This is a genomic window from Streptacidiphilus jeojiensis, assembly GCF_042510965.1.
Lineage (GTDB): Bacteria > Actinomycetota > Actinomycetes > Streptomycetales > Streptomycetaceae > Streptacidiphilus > Streptacidiphilus jeojiensis.
In genome coordinates, this window is record NZ_JBEUKS010000001.1 from 577624 (window position 1) to 598538 (window position 20915).

Annotated in this window: 19 protein-coding genes; 7 read left to right on the forward strand and 12 right to left on the reverse strand. The window is 71.1% G+C overall.

Translation table 11 applies throughout. The features are described 5' to 3' along the window. Positions 1-37: 37 nt before the first annotated feature. Together ABUW04_RS02595 and ABUW04_RS02600 are read left to right on the forward strand one after the other, a co-directional pair. Positions 38-679, forward strand: a complete 642-nt coding sequence (locus tag ABUW04_RS02595) for a TetR/AcrR family transcriptional regulator (protein ID WP_051725544.1) — start codon at positions 38-40, stop codon at positions 677-679. A 117-nt stretch (positions 680-796) separates the two neighbouring features. After that, on the forward strand, positions 797-1618 hold the full coding sequence (locus ABUW04_RS02600) for a class I SAM-dependent methyltransferase (RefSeq protein WP_380562254.1): 822 nt from the start codon (positions 797-799) through the stop codon (positions 1616-1618). A 157-nt stretch (positions 1619-1775) separates the two neighbouring features. On the opposite strand, the gene ABUW04_RS02605 is transcribed toward ABUW04_RS02600, so the two are convergent. The 3 genes from ABUW04_RS02605 to ABUW04_RS02615 all read right to left on the reverse strand — a co-directional run bounded on the left by ABUW04_RS02605 (position 1776) and on the right by ABUW04_RS02615 (position 3552). Next, the gene (locus ABUW04_RS02605) at positions 1776-2096 is read right to left on the reverse strand and encodes a hypothetical protein (protein WP_380562256.1); all 321 of its coding nucleotides are present in this window, start codon (positions 2094-2096) and stop codon (positions 1776-1778) included. Between the two features lie 96 nt (positions 2097-2192). Then, positions 2193-2837, reverse strand: coding sequence for a class I SAM-dependent DNA methyltransferase (locus ABUW04_RS02610; protein ID WP_380562258.1), 645 nt, complete (start codon positions 2835-2837; stop codon positions 2193-2195). A gap of 22 nt (positions 2838-2859) precedes the next feature. Beyond that, positions 2860-3552 carry an SDR family oxidoreductase gene (locus tag ABUW04_RS02615; RefSeq protein WP_380562260.1) on the reverse strand — a complete coding sequence of 231 codons (693 nt, stop codon included), beginning with the start codon at positions 3550-3552 and terminating at the stop codon, positions 2860-2862. 179 nt (positions 3553-3731) lie between these two features. On the opposite strand from ABUW04_RS02615, the gene ABUW04_RS02620 reads away from it, so the two are divergent. After that, positions 3732-4661: a helix-turn-helix transcriptional regulator gene (locus tag ABUW04_RS02620; protein ID WP_380562262.1), complete on the forward strand. Its 930-nt coding sequence runs from the start codon at positions 3732-3734 to the stop codon at positions 4659-4661. Positions 4662-4740: 79 nt separating this feature from the next. Further along, the gene (locus ABUW04_RS02625) at positions 4741-5592 is read left to right on the forward strand and encodes a class I SAM-dependent methyltransferase (protein ID WP_380562264.1); all 852 of its coding nucleotides are present in this window, start codon (positions 4741-4743) and stop codon (positions 5590-5592) included. Between the two features lie 21 nt (positions 5593-5613). On the opposite strand, the gene ABUW04_RS02630 is transcribed toward ABUW04_RS02625, so the two are convergent. Continuing rightward, positions 5614-6429, reverse strand: a complete 816-nt coding sequence (locus tag ABUW04_RS02630; protein WP_380562266.1) for a phosphotransferase family protein — start codon at positions 6427-6429, stop codon at positions 5614-5616. A 37-nt stretch (positions 6430-6466) separates the two neighbouring features. Continuing rightward, a complete protein-coding gene (locus ABUW04_RS02635; protein ID WP_380562268.1) occupies positions 6467-9220 on the reverse strand; it encodes an AAA family ATPase in 2754 nt (917 codons plus the stop codon). A gap of 334 nt (positions 9221-9554) precedes the next feature. On the opposite strand from ABUW04_RS02635, the gene ABUW04_RS02640 reads away from it, so the two are divergent. Then, positions 9555-9977 (forward strand): tautomerase family protein, encoded by a 423-nt coding sequence (locus ABUW04_RS02640; RefSeq protein WP_380562270.1) that lies wholly within the window; start codon positions 9555-9557, stop codon positions 9975-9977. A gap of 95 nt (positions 9978-10072) precedes the next feature. Here ABUW04_RS02640 and ABUW04_RS02645 read toward each other — a convergent pair whose 3' ends face one another. Then, positions 10073-10804: an alpha/beta fold hydrolase gene (locus tag ABUW04_RS02645; protein ID WP_380562272.1), complete on the reverse strand. Its 732-nt coding sequence runs from the start codon at positions 10802-10804 to the stop codon at positions 10073-10075. Positions 10805-10921: 117 nt separating this feature from the next. Continuing rightward, on the reverse strand, positions 10922-11824 hold the full coding sequence (locus ABUW04_RS02650; RefSeq protein ID WP_380562274.1) for an NmrA family NAD(P)-binding protein: 903 nt from the start codon (positions 11822-11824) through the stop codon (positions 10922-10924). 257 nt (positions 11825-12081) lie between these two features. Here ABUW04_RS02650 and ABUW04_RS02655 point away from each other — a divergent pair, with 257 nt between their 5' ends. After that, a complete protein-coding gene (locus ABUW04_RS02655; protein WP_380562276.1) occupies positions 12082-12483 on the forward strand; it encodes a winged helix-turn-helix transcriptional regulator in 402 nt (133 codons plus the stop codon). Here ABUW04_RS02655 and ABUW04_RS02660 read toward each other — a convergent pair. Together ABUW04_RS02660 and ABUW04_RS02665 are read right to left on the reverse strand one after the other, a co-directional pair. Continuing rightward, positions 12480-14333: a family 2A encapsulin nanocompartment cargo protein cysteine desulfurase gene (locus tag ABUW04_RS02660; RefSeq protein WP_380562278.1), complete on the reverse strand. Its 1854-nt coding sequence runs from the start codon at positions 14331-14333 to the stop codon at positions 12480-12482. The two genes, ABUW04_RS02655 and ABUW04_RS02660, sit on opposite strands and share 4 nt — an antisense overlap. After that, positions 14308-15246 (reverse strand): family 2A encapsulin nanocompartment shell protein, encoded by a 939-nt coding sequence (locus ABUW04_RS02665; RefSeq protein ID WP_030256721.1) that lies wholly within the window; start codon positions 15244-15246, stop codon positions 14308-14310. Before ABUW04_RS02665 ends, ABUW04_RS02660 begins: the two co-directional genes overlap by 26 nt. Before the next feature lie 187 nt (positions 15247-15433). Between ABUW04_RS02665 and ABUW04_RS02670 the strand changes: the two genes are divergently transcribed. Continuing rightward, on the forward strand, positions 15434-16336 hold the full coding sequence (locus ABUW04_RS02670; protein WP_380562280.1) for a LysR family transcriptional regulator: 903 nt from the start codon (positions 15434-15436) through the stop codon (positions 16334-16336). A gap of 68 nt (positions 16337-16404) precedes the next feature. Here ABUW04_RS02670 and ABUW04_RS02675 read toward each other — a convergent pair whose 3' ends face one another. The 3 genes from ABUW04_RS02675 to ABUW04_RS02685 all read right to left on the reverse strand — a co-directional run bounded on the left by ABUW04_RS02675 (position 16405) and on the right by ABUW04_RS02685 (position 20526). Continuing rightward, a complete protein-coding gene (locus ABUW04_RS02675) occupies positions 16405-17676 on the reverse strand; it encodes a serine/threonine-protein kinase (protein WP_380562282.1) in 1272 nt (423 codons plus the stop codon). Between the two features lie 161 nt (positions 17677-17837). Next, a complete protein-coding gene (locus ABUW04_RS02680; RefSeq protein WP_380562284.1) occupies positions 17838-19460 on the reverse strand; it encodes a phospholipase D family protein in 1623 nt (540 codons plus the stop codon). 49 nt (positions 19461-19509) lie between these two features. Beyond that, entirely contained in the window at positions 19510-20526 is a 1017-nt protein-coding gene (locus ABUW04_RS02685) for an SDR family oxidoreductase (protein WP_380562286.1), read from the reverse strand. Positions 20527-20915: the final 389 nt, after the last annotated feature.

Sequence of the window (20915 nt, forward strand, 5' to 3'; positions counted from 1 at the left end):
TGGGTTGTCCAATCCAGAAAATGGTAGGGTGGCAGGCATGACGAGCGAGACGCGACGACTCACCCGCAAGGGCCAGGAGACCCGGCGACGCATCGTGGCCGCGGCCGCCCAGCTGATGTACGAACGCGGCCTCACCGAGGCGACGCTGGAGGACGTCCGGGCCGCCGCCGGGGTCAGCGGGTCGCAGGTCTACCACTACTTCGACGACAAGCAGGCCCTGCTGCTGGCCGTGATCGAGTACCAGACCGAGGCTGTCCTGGACCTGCAGCAGCCGCTCTTCGACAAGCTCGACACCATGGCCGGGCTCCGCCAGTGGCGCGACTCCCTGGTGGAGTACCAGCGCCGGCTCCAGTGCCGAGGCGGTTGCCCGATCGGGTCACTGGGGAGCGAGGTCGCCGAGAACAACCCCGAAGCACGACTCGCCGTCGCCTCCGGATTCCTCCGCTGGGAGGCCGCGATCCGCCAGGGACTGCAAGCCATGCACGCCCGCGGGGAGCTGCGCGGCGACCCCGAGGACCTCGCGCTGGCAACCCTCGCCGCCCTCCAAGGAGGACTGCTCCTCACCCAGTTGCAACGCCGCGTCAAGCCCCTCGAAGTGGCACTCGACGCCTCGCTCGACCACATCGAATCACTCACCGAACGCGATCGCCCGCACGCCGGAACGGCCTCTGCAACATGACGCTCGCTCAGAGCGCGCTCCAACCAGGCTCATCCGGCTCACTGATGCCGTAGCCGGCAACGCTTTCCCCGTTGCCGGCGTGACTCCAGGCTGGTGGTCCATGGCAGGCTTGCGTCTGTGGATACCACCGACGAACGCGACCGTCGGGTCGCCCGCCCTCTGGCCTGGGAACGTTCGAGGTTGTTCGACCAGGAAGCTGAGGCTTATGACCGGTTCCGGCCGACCTATCCCGATGCGGTGATTGATGAGCTTCTCGGTCCGGTGCCTGCGGGTCTGGACGTTCTCGACGTGGGTTGTGGCACAGGGATTGCTTCACGGCAGATGGCCCAGCGGGGCGCCGAGGTACTGGGAGTGGAGCTCGCTCCACGAATGGCGGAGATCGCCCGCGGCCATGGAATTGACGTGGAGATTGCGGCCTTCGAGGGCTGGGACGCTGCTGGCCGCACTTTCGACCGGGTAACTTCGGCGCAGGCCTGGCACTGGCTCGACCTGCCTGTCGCCACCGCGAAGGCGGCTTCTGTGCTGCGGCCGGGCGGGAGGCTTGGTCTGATCTGGAACGCGGGTTGTCAGCCCGATGACCTGGCCGATGCTCTCGAGGAGGTGTACACAAGCGTCGTGCCGGGCGGTGGCCATCATCTGTTCCGGGGGTATGCGGCCAATCGGTCGTCTGACGTGAAGACCGGCCTCGGCTCGGTGATCGAGGCCATCTCAGCGGTGCCCGGCTTCGGTGCGCCGACAGAGAAGTGGTTCCCGTGGACGCGGGCCTACCAGCGGGATGAGTGGCTGGACCAGCTTGTCTCACGCAGCGACCACGCCGCCCTCGAACCAGCGGTCCGAGACCGCCTGTTCGAAGCCATCGGCGCGGCCATCGACGATCATGGCGGCTCGTTCGTCATGAACTTCGAGACCGTCCTGATCACCGCGACCCGGCTGACGTAGCCCCGAACGTTGCCTGATACGGCACTAATTCGATGGCGTGGATCGTCTCGATCAGCGACATCACCGCGCTCACGCACACGATCCATGCCCACGTATGGGACGGAGCCCTGGACGCAGCGCGGCAACGCGCTCTACCTCCGACCGGCCCACCGAGACATCAGGTGCGCCTGTAGCGGGCCCACTCGTCCCGGTGCGCATCCGCCCACGCAACGATGCAGAGCAGGGCGCCGTCGATGCTTCCGTGCCACCTTGGACTGAGGTACACGCCCGGCTTCGTCGGCTCCTTCTGACCGAACGCCTCCCACTTGCCCCTGCGGTCACCCGGGTCACCAATCGTCCAACCCACGGGGGAGGACTCGTTGAGGTAGCGAGCGTTGTACAGCCCTACCTGGACCTGGCCCCCGGAGTCCGACTCGACGATTTCGAAACCGAGTTCCGTGAGCTGACGCTTGAGCTTCGGCGAGATCGGCAACGGCACAGCCCCCACCCTTCTGTATACGCAACGATCTTTGCAGGGTAGTCAGTTGACGACCCATTGACCAGACCTGACCAATAGGCGGGCACCTGCCCAGGATCAGGGGCGGCGACGCGCGAAGAGGATTCCCCCGAGCGTGCTCTCGGCCGAGGTGAGGGTCGTCTGGGCCTCGACTGTGAAGCCGGCGTCGTTCAGCCAGGCGGCCACTCGGTCGGGTCGGCGACGATGGACGTGGACCTTCATCGGGTGGCCGCCGTAGCCCTGCGTCTTCAGCTGCGACTCGTCGCCGACATGGAAGCCCAGGAGCATCGGACCACCGGGCCGCAGCACTCGCCGGAAGTGCGTGAGGACCGAGCTGATCTCGTCGTCCGGGATGTGGATCAGCGAGTACCAGGCGACCAGGCCGGCCATCGAGGCGTCGGCAAGGTCGAGGTCGGTCATGGAACCGACCTCGAACCGTAGGCCGGGGTGATCACGCCGGGCTACCGCGATCATCGCGGGTGACAGGTCGATGCCCAGGGTGTCCAGGCCCAGCTCCCGCAGGTGCGCGGCAATCCTCCCCGGTCCGCAGCCGAGGTCCGCGACCGGTCCCCCGCCGGTGGCCCGCACCAGATCGGCGAAGAGTGCCAGGGCCGCCCGCTCATAGGGCGTTTGATCGAGGAGATCGCGCACCTGGTCGGCATAGCTGTCCGCGACAGTGTCGTAGGACTTCCGGGTGTCTGCCAACCAGCCTTCGGTGTTCATAGCCGGACACCGTAGTGCTTGGTCATGCGGGCTGACCCATCGGCCGGATGGTCAGGGTGTTGACGTCGACGCCTGTCGGCTGGTCGAGGGCGAAGCAGATGGCCTCGGCGATGGGCTGGGGAGGCAGGGCGAAGGGTGGGACGCTGACGCCTTGCCAGAAGGGGGTGTCGATCATGCCGGGGTTGACAAGAGTGACACCGATGCCGCGGGTCGTGGCGTGCAGGCGCAGGTTCTCGGCGAGTCCGGTGGTAGCCCACTTGGTGGCCGAGTAGAGATTGGCGGGAGAGTTCTTCAGTCCGGCGACGCTGCCGATGAGCACCAGCCGTCCGCCAGTGGCTTCAAGGTGGGGCAGGGTGGCATGGGCCAGCAGGGCGGGGCCGAGGACGTTGGTGAGCACCATGGGCGACCACAGCGTCGGATCGCCGGCCCCGATGGCGTCACCGGACATGAATCCGGCGTTGGCCACCGCCGCGTCAAGGGCGCCGAAATGCTCCACGGTGCGGGTCACGGCCGACTCGGTGCCCTGCCAGTCCGCCGCGTCGGCGACCAGGCCCAGCAGGCGGTCGGGGTGGCCGGCCTCGTCGAGGAAGGTCTTCAGTTTGCTCTCGTTGCGGCCCGTGACGGCCACGCGGTGGCCGCGGTCGACGAGCAACCGCGCGGTGTGGGCGCCGATACCGCTGGTCGCGCCGGTGATCAGTACGGTCTTGCTGGTCATGGTCATGCTCCTGATGAATTGTTGATGGGGGACGGCGGACGGCGGCCCGCGCTGAAGGAGTGCCGTTTCCATCTGCCGACCCCACGAAACCGGTGCCGTCAAAGGCGGGCAAGGTCGCGTTTATGGGGGGTACAAACACAACCTGCCTCTGTCGGCCGGACCATGGGTACCGTGGGCGAATGGAAGATCCGTCCGAGAACCGCACCGGTGATCCGACCGACAACCGCTCGGAGATCCGCGACTTCCTCATCAGTCGACGCGCCAAACTCGCCCCGGAGCGGGTCGGAATGCCCACCGGCCGACGACGCCGGGTACCGGGACTACGGCGCGAGGAGGTCGCTGCCCTCGCCGGCGTGAGCACCGAGTGGTACACACGGCTGGAGAAGGGCCACATCAGCGGCGTCTCCGAGGACGTGCTGGAAGCGGTCGCGCAGGCACTGCACCTCAATGAGGACGAGCGCACCTACCTGCTCGATCTGGCCAGAGCGGCTCGCCCCGCTCGCCGCAGGCTGCACCGCCGCAAGGACGTCACGATCCCGTCTGCCGTCCAGTGGATGGTGGACTCCATGACCATGGCCCCGGCCTTCGTACGCAGCGGCCGTTTGGACATCGTCGCGAGCAACGCGCTGTGCAGGGCCTTGTACTCACCGATGTTCGACAGCGACATCACCGGCGACCGGGGCCGCGCCAGTTTCCCCCGCTACTTCTTCCTCGACCCCGGCTCCCGCGACTTCTTCGTCGACTGGGAGGACGGCGCGCGGGCCACGGTCGCACTGCTCCGCGCCGAAGTCGGACGCGCACCCCACGATCGGGCCCTGCGTGAGATTGTCGGCGACCTGTCCGTGCTCAGCCCCGACTTCCGCACCATGTGGGCCAGTCACGACGTCCGAATCCGTCACGAAGGCATCAAGCGGCTGGTCCATCCCGAAGTCGGCCGTCTGGAGATGACCTTCCGCTCCCTTGTCCTGCCCCTGCCTCAAGGGGCCGTCCACGACCTGATCATCTACACGGCGGAGCCGGGCACCCCCTCCGAGGACCGCCTCAAACTCCTCGCCAGTTGGACAGCGCCGAAGGCCTCACCGGCGGAACCGATCCGCCCGCCCCGCTGAATTCACGCGTCCAGGAGGTGGCCGTCCAGGATGGCTCCACTCATCAGGCTCCTTGGAGTCGATCATCTAGGCTGGCGCGGTGACTGATGAGCAGGAGCGGGTGCAGCCGTCGGGGGTATGGGCCACGGCGGTGGGGGTGGCCAGGGTTCGGGCGCTGGAGACCCAGCGGGAGAACGCGCTGTTCCGCGACCCGCTGGCACGGGCCTTCGCCACCGCCGGCGGCCTGTGGCCCTCCTCGCCGCCGCTGCCCGATGACGAGGCCGCACGCCGCCGCCGGCTGGCCGTGGCGTTCTCCATCGTCATCCGGACGAAGTTCCTCGACGACCTGTTGCAGCAGGCCTCCGCGTCCGGGGTCCGGCAGGTCGTGCTGCTCGGCGCCGGCATGGACAGCCGGGCCTTCCGGATGGACTGGCCCGAGGGCACCCGGCTCTTCGAGGTCGACACCGCCGCGCCACTGGACTTCAAGGCTGGGGTGCTGCGCCAGGAGCAGGCCGTCGCACGCTGCGAGCGGATCACCGTCGCGGTGGATCTGCGGGAGGACTGGCCGGCCGCGCTGGCCGCCGCGGGGCACGACCCGGCGGTGCCGACCGTGTGGATCGCCGAAGGGCTGCTGATCTATCTGCCCGAGGACGCGGTGGAGCTGCTGCTGTCCCGGATCAGCGCGCAGTCTGCGGCGGGCAGCCGGATGGGGCTGACGTTGGGCTCGCGCGGGGTGATCGAGCGCTTCGGCGCGGACGCCGTGCCGGGATCGGCGGCGTCCATGTGGGTCTCGGAGATGCCCGACGACCCGGTGGGCTGGCTGGCCGGACACGGCTGGGAGGCCAGCACCCACACCCTGCGCGAACGCGCCGCCGCCTACGGCCGCCCGATCCCCACCCCGCCACAGCGCGAGGAGCGGCCCGGCGGTCTGATCTCGGCGCTCCGCCCGTAGAGCGCCTCGGAACGTCTCCCCTCAGTCCAGCAGGTCCAGTAGCCGGTCCGCCTGACGTTCTGCGGTGCCGGGTGGGTTCCTGGGGTTCTCCGGATCGTCGAACGACAGGAGGAACAGCCAGACCAGGGCGAGGAGTCGTCGGCAGTCCCGAAGCCGGGAGGATTCGGCTGCGGTCAGATCGAAGTGCGCCAGGAACGAGGAGACGTCAAGGGGCGGCCCGACCCAGCTCGACACATGCTCGGTGATCTCCGCGAGCTCGAAGGCTCGGTCGCTGCGGCCGGAGTCCTCGAAGTCGACGACCTGGACCCTATTGCCGTCCCAGAGGTAGTTGGCGAGGTTGCCATCTCCGGGGCCGAAGACCATGGGAACCGCAAGCTTGCTGGTTTCCAAATCCGACCGGGCCAGCCAGGCGAGGCCCGCCTCCTTGCTCCGGGACACCCTTCCGCTGTCGTGACGGCCTTCGACGGCGGACCAGGTGCGGAGGTGGGTGAGGAGTTCGCCCTGATGGCCGGGCCTGAGCGGGAGTTCAGCGAGTACGGTCGGCGGCAGCGCGTTGTGCAGCGCTGTGGTGGCGTCCGCGAGGGCCTTCAGCTGCTGCTCGTCGAGCGTGCGGCCACGTAGGGGTGTCCCGTTCAGCCGGGACATCACGATGGTGGGCGCTGAGGCCGCCGGGTTCGACTCCCGGGGTGCGGCGGCCAGTCCGGGCAGGTGGGTGTGCAGAAGCGTCAGAGCACGCCACTCGCGATCGAACTGCTCCCGGCCCGTGCCCCCGAACCGTTTGATCACACGGTCCGGCCCCAGCTCGATCGCGTGGGTGCTCCACCCGTCGGTACTCATGGGAGCCGATCCTGCCAGAGATCGACTCGGGTGCTGTTCAGCTGTCGTAGTGCTCGCGTAGGGAGCGGCGGGAGTGGACGTCGAGTTTTCGGAAGACCTTGCGTAGGTGGTAGTCGACGGTGTGGGCGCTGAGGAAGAGCTGTCCGGCGATCTCGGCGTTGGTGGCGCCGCCGGCGGCCAGGCGGGCGACGCGGGCTTCCTGGGCGGTCAGTTCCTCGGCCGAGCGTCGGTGCTGGGCGTCCGGTGGCTGGACCGGGTCGCCGGCGGCGGACAACTCCTGTGCGGTGCGGGCGGCGTAGCCGTGGGCGCCCATGGTCTGGAAGAGGTCGTAGGCGGTTCGCAGCTGTTTCCTCGCCTCCTTCGTGCGTTTCTCCCGTCGCAGCCACTCCCCGTAGAGCTGGTGGCTGCGGGCGCGGTGGGCGGGGCCGCGTGTTTTCTCGTGGTGCTCGACGGCTGTGAGGTAGTGCTGCTCCGCCTCAAGTGCCGTACCGCAGCCGCTGGTCAGGGCCCGGGCGCGGGCGAGGTCCCCCAACAGGCTCGGTACCGGGGTCCGCTCGGCGAGTCCGGCCAGGAGCTGGCACAGCTCCGCTGCTCGCTGGTCCTGGCCGCAGCGGGTGGCCGCTTCGACCAGGTCCACGATGGCGAACTTGAGCGGGCAGAGGTCGTCCATGCGGCCGTCGAGGCTGAGGAGGGCGTCACGGTACCGGCCCCGGCTCAGTGCGGAGACGCAGCGGGCGTAGTCCCGGTAGATCAGTTGGTAGCCCTGGCCGGTTCGGGTGGCGTGTTCCGTCACCGCCTCGACGAGTGATGCGGTCGCTTCGGCCTGGCCGCGCCAGGCGGCGATCAGCATGCTGCCCAGGTGGAGTTCGCCGCCGCGTGCCTCCTCCAGGGCGGCACGCTGGTCGAAGTGGCGCTCCGATTCCGCCAGGTGTCCGGCGATCAGTTCGGACAGCGCGCTGTAGCTGAGGGCGAGGGCCAGTGGCATCACCGAACTCTGGCGCGTGGCCTCGGATTCCATGCGTTGGGCGAGTCGGTGGAAGGTGACGTCGTCCCCGATCATGACGGAGTGGAAGCAGGCCGGGGCCAGCAGTTGGAAGAACTCCGGGGCCGCGGCCTGCTCGGCGGTCGCGGCCGCGATCGCCTTCTGGAACAGCTGGGTGGCTTGGGCGAGCCCCTCCAGGCGCAGCGCGCTGTCGGCCTCCAGCATCAAGTCGCCTGCCTGGACCGGTAGCTCTGCCGCCAGCGGGAGGGACCGGGACGCCTCGGCCACGCTGAGGCTGGTCGCGCCTCGGGGTGCCAGGGAGTCGCTGATCTGTGCCTGGACGAGCGCCTCGACCAGGATGTCGCGCGCCGCGCGGATGTCGATGGGCCCCAACTCCCGTGCGGCTGCCAGCAGGGCGGCGGTCGCCTGGCCCGGTGCTCCGGCGAGTCGGTGGATGCGGGCCTGCACCCGCAGGGCCGTCCCGCGGTGGCTCGGGTCCTCGTTCAGCGCGGTGGCCTCGTCGAGCAGTGTCTGGGCGGCCCCCGCCGCTCCGGCGGCGACTGCGGCCTCTGCCGCCTGCAGCAGGCGTCGGGCCCGGGTCGCGGGATCGGGGGTCAGCGTCGCCGCGCGGGCGAGCAGACTCGACGCTCCGGCCCATCCGCCGCGTACCCGGGTGCGCGCGGCTGCGCGGTCGAGCTCTGCTGCCACCGGTTCGTCGGGCCCGGTCGCCGCTGCGGCCAGGTGCCAGGCGCGCTGTTCCGTGTTGCCGAACTCTCCGGTTGCCTTGGCCAGTGCGGCATGGACCTGGACCCGGGCGGCCAGCGCGGCGCCGTAGTAGAGCGCTGAACGGATCAGCGGGTGACGGAACTTGACCCTGTCTCGGACGACGAGCAGGCGGCTGTCCTCGGCGGCCGCGACATCGTCCGGGTCGAAGCCGAGATCTGCCCCGGCCCGCCACAGCAGGGCGGGGGTGTTCGTGGGGTCGGCCGCTGCGGTCAGCAGGAGTGTGCGGGTGCGCGGTGGCAGTGCCGACGCCTCGCGCAGGTAGCCGTGCTCCAGGGCGCGGCCGACCGGGATCGGGTCCGGCAGCGGGACCTCGCCGGTGAGTTGTTCGGGTCGCAGTTCCCGGGCCACCTCGATGAGGGCCAGCGGGTTGCCGCCGGTGCCGGCGACAATGCGTGCGCTGACATCGGGGTGCACGACCGACCCGACGGCGGTCTCCAGCAGCCGTGCGGCCGCTGTGACGTCGAGGCTGTCCACGGCGAGCGCGGGCAGGCCGGCCAGCGGATCGGTCGGATCGGCCGTCTCCCGGGCGGCGAACATCATCGCGGCGGAGTCCGCGTACAGTCGGCGGGCGGCGAACACCAGGACCTCGGCGGACTCCCGGTCGATCCAGTGCGCGTCGTCCACCATGATCAGCAGCGGACGGGGGTCGCTTCGGGTGCCGACCAGGGCGAGTGTCGAAAGGGCCACCAGGAAGCGGTCCGGGGGCGCACTCGATCGCTCCATCCCGAACACCTGCCCGAGGGCCTTGCGCTGCGGTTCGGGGATCTTGGAGAGTCGGTCCAGATGGGGCAGCAGCAGCTGGTGCAGGGCGGCGTAGCTGAGTTCTGCCTCCGACTGGACGGCGTCGAATCGCATCACCTCGAACTCCGGGTCGGCGGTGTGCTGGACGTAGTCCAGCAGCGCGGTCTTGCCGGATCCGGGTCCGCCGCGGAGCACGACCGCCGCGGCCATGCCGCGTCGGGCGCGATCGAGCACGGCCCGCAGCTCGGTGCGTTCGTCGCTGCGCCCGAACAGTTCATCCACGCGCGTCGCCCTCATGCCGGAGGAATGCCCCGCCCAGCGAGCCGGGGCGAGGACTGGTGTCCTCCATCTTGCCCAACTCCTGGTGCTTCCTGCTGCATCTGCCGCTGCACACGCCGGACGGGCGACGCCCCCGGCGAGTCCTGGCCGCGCGTTCCCGGCCGGGGCAGCCGTCGGGACCGACTGACCGCTGTCGACTGCGGGACTACGTGCGCCACGGGATCTCTTGGCCGCCCCGTCCGGGGGACGCTTGCCGGGTGAGGAGCGGTCGGTCGCTCCGCACGCGACGGTTCACGGCACAGATCCCACATCACTTCGCAGATCGAGGAGCGATCCCATGCCCATGATCGACGTGTACGCCCCCAAGGGGCTGATCAAGGACCGCAAGGGCCTGGCCCAGCAGCTCGCCCAGGCGATCATGCGCTGGGAGAAGGTTCCGGTCATCCCATTCTTCTCGGACAACACCGCCGCCTTCGTCCACGAACTCGACCCCGACAGCTTCTCCACCGCCGGTGGCAGCACCGACCATGTACGCGTGGCGGTGACCACCAACGCGGGCGCGCTCGACCGGGAGCAGCAGATCGGCCTGGTCAAGGAGGTTTCGGAGCTGGTCGCGTCGGCTGCCGACGACCCCTCGCTGGCCGAGCGCACCTGGGTCGCGCTGACCGAGGCGGTCCCCGGCGGCTGGGGCATCGGCGGCCACGCGTACACCAACGAGGAGATCGTCCAGCACGTGCGGGAGCTCCTGGGCAAGGCCTGATCCCCCTTTGGACCTACTCGCACCCCGGGGAGCCGAGCGGGGACCTGAGCAGGGGGCTGAGCGGCTGTCAGGTCAACCGCCCCGCCCCCGGCCGCTCACTTCGCCACGGTCTGCACGGCGCTGAGGATCACCTCGGTCACCTCGTCCGCGCGGGAGAGGGCGATGGCGTGGGAGCCGCCCTCGATCACGGTCGCGGTGGCCCCGATCCGCTGTGCCGCGGCCCTCTCGGCGTCCGGGTTGATGGCGTGGTCGGAACCGGCGATCACGAACCAGCTGGGGACGCGCTTCCAGCCGGGCTCCACGGCCAGCGGCTCCCCGAAGGCGGTGTCGGTGGCCGGCCGCTGGCTCGCGGCCATGGTGGCGGCCTGCTCGGGCGGCAGGTCCGCGCAGAACACCGACTGGAAGAGATCGGGCCTGATGTAGAACTCGGTCCCTGTTCCGTCGCCCGTCGGGAAGGTCCTGGGCAGCAGGGACGAGTCCAGCTCGGCCGGGGCGAACTCCGCATTGGACCCGAGCGTGGACATGCCCTTGTCGAGGCCGAACGAGGCCACGAAGACCAGGCCCCTGACGTTGTCGGCCTTCGAGGAGGCGTAGGTGATCACCGGGCCCCCGTAGGAGTGCCCCACCAGGAGGACGGGGCCCTCGATCTGGGACACCACGCCGGCGATGTACTCCCCGTCGGCGGTCAGCGAACGCAGCGGGTTGCTTGGCGCCACCGCGGCCACGCCCGCCCGGCGCGACCGATCGATGACGCCGGCCCAGCTGGAGGCGTCGGCGAAGGCTCCGTGGACCAGGACCACGGTAGGTGCGGATGTCGGTGAGGTCATGGTCTGCTCTCCCGTTCCCGTCGTGTGCGGTCGTCAGGACCACCATCGGCATCGGCGAACCGCGTCGCCATCCCGCGTGCCGCGTAGTTCCGCTGCCGCGTCACCACGTATCCCGCTCTAGCCCCCCGTCACCGTGACGGACTGGCTTCGGTAGGCGCCGGCGGTCACCGCGGCGGTGATCGCGGGTTCGACCAGGCGCGGCGGTCGCGGCAGCAGCGTCGCCAGGTCGGAGGAGTGGGCCTGGGCGCGGCCGGCGATCACATTGGCGAACAGGGAGAGGGCGTGGGTGATCTGGTAGGGCTCCAGGCCGCTGCCGGACAGGGCCGCGCGGGTCTGCGCCAGTGAGGCGGGCTGGTAGTCGACCGGTCGGCCGAGGGCCCCGGTCAGGATCCGGGCGATGTCGGCCCCGCCGACGGCGGTGTCGCCCTCCAGTTCGTAGACCCGGCCCGCATGGCGGTTGGCGCCCCCGGCGGCGAGGTCGCGCTGCGCCTCGTCGGCGACCCGCACGGCCGCGTCGGCCAGGTCCTCCTTGACCACGACCGAGACGCTGCCGTCGCCGAGCGCGGCGCGGAACACCCCGGTGGTCGCGGTCTGTGCCGCGGCCGCTGCCGCCAGGCCGACCGGGACCTCCGAGTACAGGCCGTTGCGCAGGATCGTCGTGCTGAACGGCCCTGCGGCCAGGCGGGACTCCGTCCAGCGGTGCGGCAGGGCGATGGTCATCGAGTCGCCGGACGATCCCAGGCTGGTGTAGATCACATGGCGCACCCCCGCGGCCGCCGCCGCGTCAGCCATGGCGCCGTGACGGGCGATCACCACGTCGTCCTCGGCGTATCCGGCGGAGACGGCCACCAGTACGTCCACGTCCCGGAATGCCGCGGGCAGCGATGCGGGGTCGTCGAAGTCGACGCGTCGGGCGGTCCCGCCGTCGCCGGTGCGGGTGCCCGCCACGACCTCCCGCCCCGCGACGCCGCGCAGGCCCTGCAGGATCAGGCCGCCGAGGCTGCCGGAGGTACCGGTCACTAGAATCACTGAGAACAACTCCCCTACGGATGCGCAGTGCTGACGGCACCGACCATCCGCCGGCGGCGCCGGCCCGGGAAGCAGGCACTTCGCAGTCCGTCACGCCCACCGCGGTAACCCTGCAGCCCGGGGCGGTCGTCCCGGCCCCGGGTGTGACCGGCGTCTCGCAGCCCGGACCCCCGAGCCACCGTCGGGGAATCAGGCTCCGGCACCGGACGTTGACGGCACGACGGATCGCCGAACCCCGGAGGGACACGTTGACCACCATCACGGAAACGCCGGTACACGAGCTCGCTCCCGACGTGTGCGAGGACGACTGCGGCATCCGCGACGTCCTGGACCGGCTCGGCGACCGGTGGTCGGTCCTGGTGATCGTCGTGCTGACCAAGGGCACCCGGCGCTTCGGCGAACTGCACCAGACGATCCCGGGCATCTCCCAGCGGATGCTGACGGTGACCACCAAGCGGCTGGTGCGCGACGGCCTGGTCGAGCGCACCGTCTACCCGACCATTCCGCCGCAGACCGACTACCGCCTCACCCCCACCGGCCGCAGCCTCGCGGCGGCGATCACCGCTCTGGCCGACTGGTCGCGCGAGCACAAGGCGGGCATCGCCGCCTCCAGGGAGCGCTGGGACGCCGACCACCCCGGCGGGATCTAGCGCCGGAACGACGGGCCGCGGCGGGCTGCGAGTCGGTGTACGGCGGCGATCAGGGTGTCCACCTCCTCGTGGGTGTTGTAGAAGGCGAACGAGGGGCGGACGGTGGCCTCCAGGCCGTAGCGGCGCAGGATCGGCTGGGCGCAGTGGTGGCCCGAACGCACCGCGATGCCTTCCTCGTTGAGAGCGGTGCCGACCTCGCTGGGCTGGTAGCCGTCCAGGACGAACGAGACGATGCTCGCCTTGTGCGCGGCCGTGCCCACCAGCCGGAGTCCGGGAACGCCGCGCAGGCCTTCGGTGGCGTGTTCGAGCAGGGTGTGTTCGTAGCCGGCGATGTTCGGCAGGCCGATGCGCTCTACGTAGTGGATGGCTGCGGCCAGTCCCACCGCGTCGGCGATGTTGCCGGTGCCGGCCTCGAAGCGGCCGGGCGGGGGCTGGTAGCTGGAGTGCTCGAAGGTGACGTCGACGATCATGTTGCCGCCGCCCTCCCACGGCGGCATCGACTCCAGCACCTCCCGTTTGGCGTAGAGCACCCCGATCCCGGTGGGCCCGAACAGCTTGTGGCCGGAGAAGACCAGGAAGTCCGCGTCCAGCGCGGTGACGTCGATCGGCAGGTGCGGCACCGACTGCGCCGCGTCGACCAGGACGCGGGCGCCGACCCGGTGCCCGGCCTCGATGACCTGCTCGATCGGCACGACCGTGCCGAGCGCGTTGGACATCTGGGTCACCGCGACCAGCCTGGTGCGGTCGGACAGCAGCGCGGTGTACTCGTCGAGCAGCAACTGCCCGTCGTCGTCGACCGGGATCACCTTGATCACCGCACCGGTCTGCTGCGCGAGCATCTGCCAGGGCACGATGTTGGCGTGGTGCTCCAGGTGCGAGATGACGATCTCGTCGCCCGCGCGGATGTGCCGGGGTCCCCAGGCCTTGGCCACCAGGTTGATCGCCTCGGTGGTGCCCCGGACGAAGACGATCTCCTCGCTGGAGCCCGCTCCGACGAACCGGGCGACGGTCTTCCTGGCGCCCTCGTAGGCGTCCGTGGCCCGGGCCGCCAGCTCGTGCGCCGCCCGGTGGATGTTGGAGTTCTCCCGCGAGTAGAACTCGACCAGCCGGTCGATCACCGCGCGCGGCTTCTGCGTGGTCGCGGCGTTGTCCAGCCAGATCAGCGGACGGCCGTTGACCAGCTCGGACAGGATCGGGAAGTCCCGGCGGACGGCACGCACGTCGAACGCGGGGTGCGGGTCGAGCGGCAGTCCGGCAGGTGCACCGGCGGGGACATCGGGCACAGCGGGTGCTGCGGTTGCCTGGGCGAAGTAGTACGGCGCGGTCGTGGCCGACGGCGCCGGCTCGGGATCGGGTTCGGGCTGGAAGAGGGGTGGCAGCCCCAGGTGACCGAAGCCGGGGAGCTCCGGCGGCTCCGCGGGGTACCCGGGTGCTTCGTTGAGGAAGTAGTAGAGCCCGGGGCCGGCCGAGAGCTGGGCCGGCGCGGCCGGCGCGGGCCCGGGGACCACCGGCAGGGCCGGCAGCTCCGGGGTGGGTCCGGCCAGGCCCGGCGCGTTCGCCGCGTAGGTGGCCGGGGCACTGGTCGGGGGCGGTCCCGACGGCGGGCTCATCCCCGCGGTCGGCGCGGGAGGAGGCGGGTCGGCGGCCGGAAGGCCGGTCGGCGCCGGCCACCCCGACGGTCCGTCAGCAACCGCAGCCTGCGCGCCGGCGACCTCCGGGCCGGCAGCCTCAGGGCCGCCGGCCTGTCCGGGCAGGGCCCGGAAGAACTCCCCGGCCATCCGGCTCAGCGTCGCCTCGTCCGGCAGCCACGCCGGCGCGGCTTCGTCAGCGGTAGGTGGGGGCGTAGTCATGGATCTTGTCCACCTCGACGTCGTCGAGCACGGCCAGCGCGTCCTCGGTGAGCACCGCGAGCGAGCAGTACAGGGAGATCAGGTAGGAGGCGATGGCGCTGCGGTCGATCTGCATGAAGCGCACCGACAGGCCCATCCCCTGCTCCCCCGAGAGCCCGGGCTGGAACAGTCCGACCACGCCCTGGCGCGACTCGCCGGTGCGCAGCAGCAGGAACTTCGTCCGGCCGTTCACCAGCGGGACCTTGTCCGAGGGGATGATCGGCAGGCCGCGCCAGGTGATGAACTGCGAGCCGAACATGCTCACCGTCGCCGGCGGCACGCCGCGCCGGGTGCACTCCCGGCCGAACGCGGCGATCCCCTCCGGGTGGGTGAGGAAGAAGGCCGGCTGCTTCCACACCTTGGTGATCAGGGCGTCCAGGTCGTCGGGGGTCGGCGGGCCGGCCAGGGTGGAGATCCGCTGGGTGTCCGCCACACTGCTGAGCATCCCGTACTCGGGGCTGTTGATCAGCTCGCCCTCCTGATGCTCCTTCACCGCCTCGATGGTCAGCCGCAGCTGCTGCGCCGTCTGGTTGTGCGGGCTGGAGTAGAGGTCGGCGATCCGGGTGTGCAGGTCCAGGACCGTCTGGACGGCCTTGAGCCGGTACTCCCGGGGCTCCTGCGAGTAGTCGACGAAGGTGTCGGGCAGCGGCGACTCGTCGTTGGTGTCGCACTCGATGCGCACCGACTCGGGATGGACGACCTTGTTCACCCGGTAGATGCCTGCCTCGACCGGCACCCAGGACATCAGGTGCACCAGCCAGCGGGGGGTGATGGAGGCCATCTGCGGAACGGTCTTGGTGGCGTTCGCCAGGGTCCGCGCCGCGCTGTCGCTCACCGACATCGATTGCGACGGTGGATTCACAGCCGTGGTCATGCAGCGTCTCCTTTTCCGCGCCCAGGGGGCAGGCACGCGTAATGAGGGGGCGAGCTCGTCGACGGTGCGACGGTGGTGCGCGGTCGAACTCACTCGCACCAACTTTCGCACTCACCCTCCCAGTGACCCCGGTAGCGGTCCAATGCGTGTTTTCGAGGCTGTCATCGAAGCGGGCTATGATTCGCGAATGATCGACTTGAGTCGGTTGCGGGTCCTGGTCGCCGTCGCCCGTGAAGGTTCGGTCACCGCGGCCGCTGAGGCGCTGCACTACGCCCAGCCGTCGGTGAGTCACCAGCTCGCCAAACTGGAGGCCGAGGTCGGCGTGCCGCTGCTGCAGCGGATGGGTCGCGGCATCCGGCTCACCGAGGCCGGCCGGCTGCTGGTGGAGCGCGCCGAGTCGATCCTCGCTCAGGTCGAGTCGGTGCACGCGGAGTTGGACGAGCTGGCCGGCCTGGGCACCGGCCGGGTCCGGCTGGCGGCCTTCCCCTCGGCGCTGGCCACTCTGGTGCCGCCGGCGGCGGCCCGGGTCTCGGCCCAGTACCCCGGCATCGAACTCACCCTGGTCGAGGCCGAACCGCCGGAGGCGCTCAGCGCCCTGCGCAACAACGACGTCGACGTGGCGCTGATCTTCGAGCACGGCGATCCGCCTCAGCGTGATCGCCGCGACACCACCATGACGCCGCTGCTCGAGGAGCCGCTGTACATGGTCACCCCGGCCGACCGGTCCTGGGACGGCCCCCGGGCGGAGCTGGCCACCTATGCGGAGACCCGCTGGATAGCCGGGTGCGAGCGCTGCCGTGAGCATCTGGTCGCCGCCTGCGGGCGGGCCGGCTTCTCGCCGATCGTCGAGTTCGAGACCGACGACTACGTCGCCGTGCAGGCGCTGGTCGCGGCCGGACTGGGGGTCAGCCTGCTGCCCGGGCTCACCCTGCGCGCCAACCGGCACCCGGGGGTCAGGCTGGACCGGATCCCGGGGATGCGCCGTCAGGTGGTGGCCGCCGTGTACGGCAAGCCGCCCGCGCCCCAGCCCGCCCAGGTGCTCCTGGACGCCCTCATCGCGACCGTCTCCGAACCGGAGTGGCCGTCCTGACGGTCCGTCGGCGCCCCGGCGGCCGTCAGCGCGCCAGTCGCTCCGTCAGCCGTCCTCGGACGTCGCCTTCAGCCCTTCTTCTGGGCACTTTGGCCTGGATCCTTCACCTTGGACTTGGGTTTCTTGCTCTGGCCGTACGAGGCGCTGGCGCTGCCGGAGGCCGAGGCCGACGGGGACGGATCCGTCGCGGACGGTGGCGCGGCCGAGGTGCTCTGCCGGGCCGCGGAATGGCCCGTCACCGACGCTGGATGCCCGCCTGTGGGACCTGCCGTGACTCCGCCGGCCGGGGCCGAGGACTGGTGGGCGGCAGGGTGCTGCGGAGCTCCACCATGGGTGGCGACGATGCCCGCGAGCACGCCGCCGATCACCAGTGCGCCGGCGGCGGCGAGCGGGCCGCGTCGCCGCCGGGACCCGTGGTGTGGAGTAACCGTAGGACGCGCAGTCGCGACCGCGGTCGGTGGCACGGGCGGCGCGCCCGACGACGACTCGGGTGGTGCCTCCGGCTGCCCGATGCGGCGCAGGCTCTCGGCCAGCAGTGCGGTGCATTCCTCGGCGGTGACGCGCTCGTCGGGGTTGACGCGGGTCATGAGTTCCAGCAGCTGCGTCAGCGCCCTGGGCAGTCCGGTGGGGATGGTGGGCGGGCGGCGCAGGCGGGCGATGGCGGCCTCGACCGGGGTGCCCGCGTACTCGCGTCTGCCGGTCAGGCATTCGATCAGGACCAGGCCCAGGGCGAAGACGTCCGCGGTGGGTCCGGCGCGGCGGCCGCGGACCTGCTCCGGGGCCAGATAGGCAGCCGTGCCCATCACCGTTCCGGTCCGCGTGCTGCCGGCGGTGTCCACGACGCGGGAGATCCCGAAGTCGGCCAACCGTGGTCGGCCCTCCTCGTCGAAGAGGATGTTGGCGGGCTTCACGTCGCGGTGCACGACGCCCTGGCTGTGCACGTACTCCAGGGTCCGGGCCAGGTCCGAGCCGATGCGCAGGGTCTCGTCCGTCCCTCGTGGGCCTCCGCTGACCAGGGCTGCGGACAGGGAGGGTCCCGGCAGGAGTTCCAGGACCAGGTAGGGGCCCTGCGGGGTGTGTCCGTAGTCGAAGATCCTCACCAGTCCCGGGTGGTCCAGCCGGGCCAGCAGGCGTGCCTCGACTTCGAAGCGGCGGACCAGATCGCTCTCGGCGTCGGACCGGAAGACCTTGATCGCGACCTGCCGTCCCAGCCGCTCGTCCAGTGCCTGGTGCACCGTCGCTGCTCCGCCGCGGCCGAGGATGCGCCCGAGGCGGTAACGGCCGGCGAACAGGTTCGCCCCGCTGAGGTGGAAGTCGCCGTCCCAGACGGGCAGGGTCATCGCGGTCTCCTCGGTCCTCATCCGCACGAAGACGTCGTGTCCGGTTGTCAGCGGGAGGCGCCGCTCCGCGGCGGTCCCGCTCGAGTGCCACGCCTACCCCGCGCTCCGCGGCCCATGTCCCGGCGTTCCGCAACCACGGCCCGGCGTGGGCACAGCGGTTCTCAGAAGGCGTCGTTGCGGCGCAGCGCGCGTGGGCGGCCGTCCGGGTCGGCGACGAGTCGCTGCAGCGGGGTGCTCAGCAGGGTGGCGGTCCGCGAGAGTCGCGGGGTGCGGTAGCGGCGCAGCCGTCCGGGTGGGCGCGGGCCGGTGCGGCCGCCGGCGTGCCAGGCGTCGAGGGCGGCGGCCGAGTCGGCGAAGGCGCGGAAGGCCAGCTCGGGGTCGCACAGCAGGTCGGAGCCCTGGTCGCCGAGAGGCAGGTCGAGGTGTTCGCGGGCCAGGGTCAGCCGCAGGTCACGGGCGTAGACCCGGGCCCCGTCGCCCAGGCCGCCGGGGTCGGTGGGCTCCCGGGGATCGGGGGTGCTGTCGAGTACGGCGCAGCTCAGCTCCGAGTCGTGGGTCCAGGAGCGGCGGTTGACGTTGTCCGATCCCACCGCGGCCCACACGTCGTCGATGACGCACACCTTGGCGTGGACGTAGACGGGGGTGCCGGCGTGGTTCTCCACCCCGTACACCGCGAAGCGCTCCCCGCCCGCGCTGCGTAGCAGTCGCAGGGCCTCGACGCGGCCCAGCAGGTTCATCGGCCCGGTCATCCGGCCGTCCTGGTCGGGGTGGAGCGGGATCACGGCGATCATCCGCAGTCGTGGCTCGCGGGCCAGCGCCTCGGCGAAGCTCGCCACGATCGGGGCCGACCACAGGTACTGGTCCTCCAGGTGGACCAGTGACCGTGCCCGGTCCAGCGCCTTGCGGTAGCCGCGGGCGATGCTGCGCTCGCCGCGTGGCGCGAAGGGGTAGCCGTGGCGCATGGCCGGATAGGTCCGCAGCAGCTGCACCGTGTGGGGTCCGCCCGCCACCGGGGCCGGGTCCGGCGGTTGGGGCGGAAGCGGGTCGGCCACGGTGTCCTGATGGTTCATCACCTGGCGGACGCGCCCCGGCAGGCTGCGGCTGAGCGGGGATGGGTCCTGCCAGCGCTCGCGGAAGACCGCCTCGACGTCGCCGACGGCCGGACCGCGGATCGCCAGCTGCAGGTCGTGCCAGGGTGGCCGGGGACCGTAGTCGGCGGCCATGGGCTGGGCGTGCGGGTCGCCGTCGTGGTCGGCGTCGTCGCGTCGGCTGTGGCACAGGTCGATGCCGCCGACGAAGGCGATGTCGTGCTCGGGGCGGTCGGGGTGGCGCAGCACCACGAACTTCTGGTGGTGCGAGCCGCCGGGGCGCACTCTCATGTCGAGCAGGCACTCGCCGCCGGCCGCCTCGATCTCCTCGCCCAGGTGACGGTTCTCGCGTTCGCTGAACTGGAACCGGTCCAGGTGCGAACGCCAGACCAGGCCCTTGACCACCACCCCGCGTTCGGCCGCCCGGCACAGCACCTCCCCCACGGAGTCCTTGTCGTCCAGGGGTTCGTCCGGGTCCCCGCGCCAGTCGGTGAACAGCAGCAGGTCACCGGGCCGTTGGGCCTGGACGGCGTCGATCAGCGCGGCGAAGTAGCTACGGCCGTGCACCAGCGGGCGCACCAGGTTGCCCCGGCTCCAGGCGGCGCCGTCCTCATGCCGGGCGTCGATGCCGGTCGCGGGATTGCCGCGTTCGGCCGCGGTCAGCAGCCAGTCCTCAGGTTCCTTGGCACGTCCCATGGCATGCGCCTTCCCCCTTTCGGTGACGTCAGGCCCTCGACGCGTCGGTTCAGCGTCGCGCTCGGAGCCCTGCGGCGGCTGCGACCAGGAGGCCCGCGGCGGCGAGAGCGAGGGCGCCGTGGTGCTGGGAGGCCCACAATTGGGGGCTGCGGGAGGTGGCCCGGCCGTCGAAGCTGCCGTGTGCGGTGTAGTCGTGGCCGTCCTTGCCGTCGGCGGGCCGCCAGAGGTTGGTGGGGTGGTCGGGGTTCTGCGGCCGGTCGTCCTGTTGGGAGGAGAAGCCGGTCCTGGCCAGGTAGCGGTCCAGCAGGCCCGGAGCCAGGGCGTTGGCGATCAGGGTGCCCATGGTGCTGCCGCCCACCCAGTACTCGCGGCGCCCGGGGTGGTCGGCGGCGTACACGACGGCGCGGGCGGCGACCTCGGGTTCGTAGATCGGCGGGACCGGCTGGGCGGGCTCGGGCAGCCGGGAGAGCACCCAGTCGAACTGCGGGGTGTTGACCGCGGGCATCTGCACCATCGTGGTGCGCACGGCGCTGCGCTCGTGCAGCAGTTCGCAGCGCAGGGCTTCGTTGAAGCCCTGGATCGCGTGCTTGGAGCCGCAGTAGGCGGTCTGCAGCGGGATGCCGCGGTAGGCCAGCGCCGAGCCGACCTGGACGATCGTCCCGGAGTTCCGGGGCTTCATCCGTGCCAGGGCGGCCATGGTGCCGTAGACGTAGCCGAGGTAGTTGACCTCGGTCACGCGCTTGTACTCGGCGGCTGTGATCTCGGTGAAGGGCGAGAACACCGAGGTGAACGCGACATTGACCCAGACGTCGATCGGGCCGAGTTCCTCCTCGACGCGTGCGGCGGCGGCTTCGACCTGGTCGGGGTCGGCCATGTCGGTCGCGATGGCCAGCGGCCGGCCGCCCAGGCGCTCGACGTCCTCGGTCGCGCCGGCCAGGCCGGCCTCGCCCCGGGCGAGCAGGGCGACCTTCGCACCCCGGGCCGCGAAAGCCTGTGCGGTGGCGCGGCCGATGCCGCCGCTCGCGCCGGTGACCACGACGACCTGACCGGACTGCGGTGTACTCATGGGCTCTCCTGGGATAGTCGCTGAGCGGGCCCGGTCACAGCGGTCGTCCCGGGCCGATGCCGGTCGGCTACCCCTTGCAGGCACGATCAGTGCAGGATGCTGACGGCCCGTGCGATCACCAGCAGCGAGGTGAGCGGGGCGGCGACGCTCTGCACGCTCATCAGGAGCTTGGCGCGGGTGGACAGCGGCATGGTGTCCGTGGGGCGGCCACCAGCAGACCTCGGCCCCCACCAACGGCGGGACCGGGGACCAGAACTGACGACGGGGTAGGACGCCGCGCCTCCGGTCGGAGCCCTGCCGACCGGAACGACCGGAAGACGGAGCGCACGGGCCGCTGGACGCACGGGTGGCCCCTCGGTCTACCGAGGGGCCACCTGATGGAACCGCGA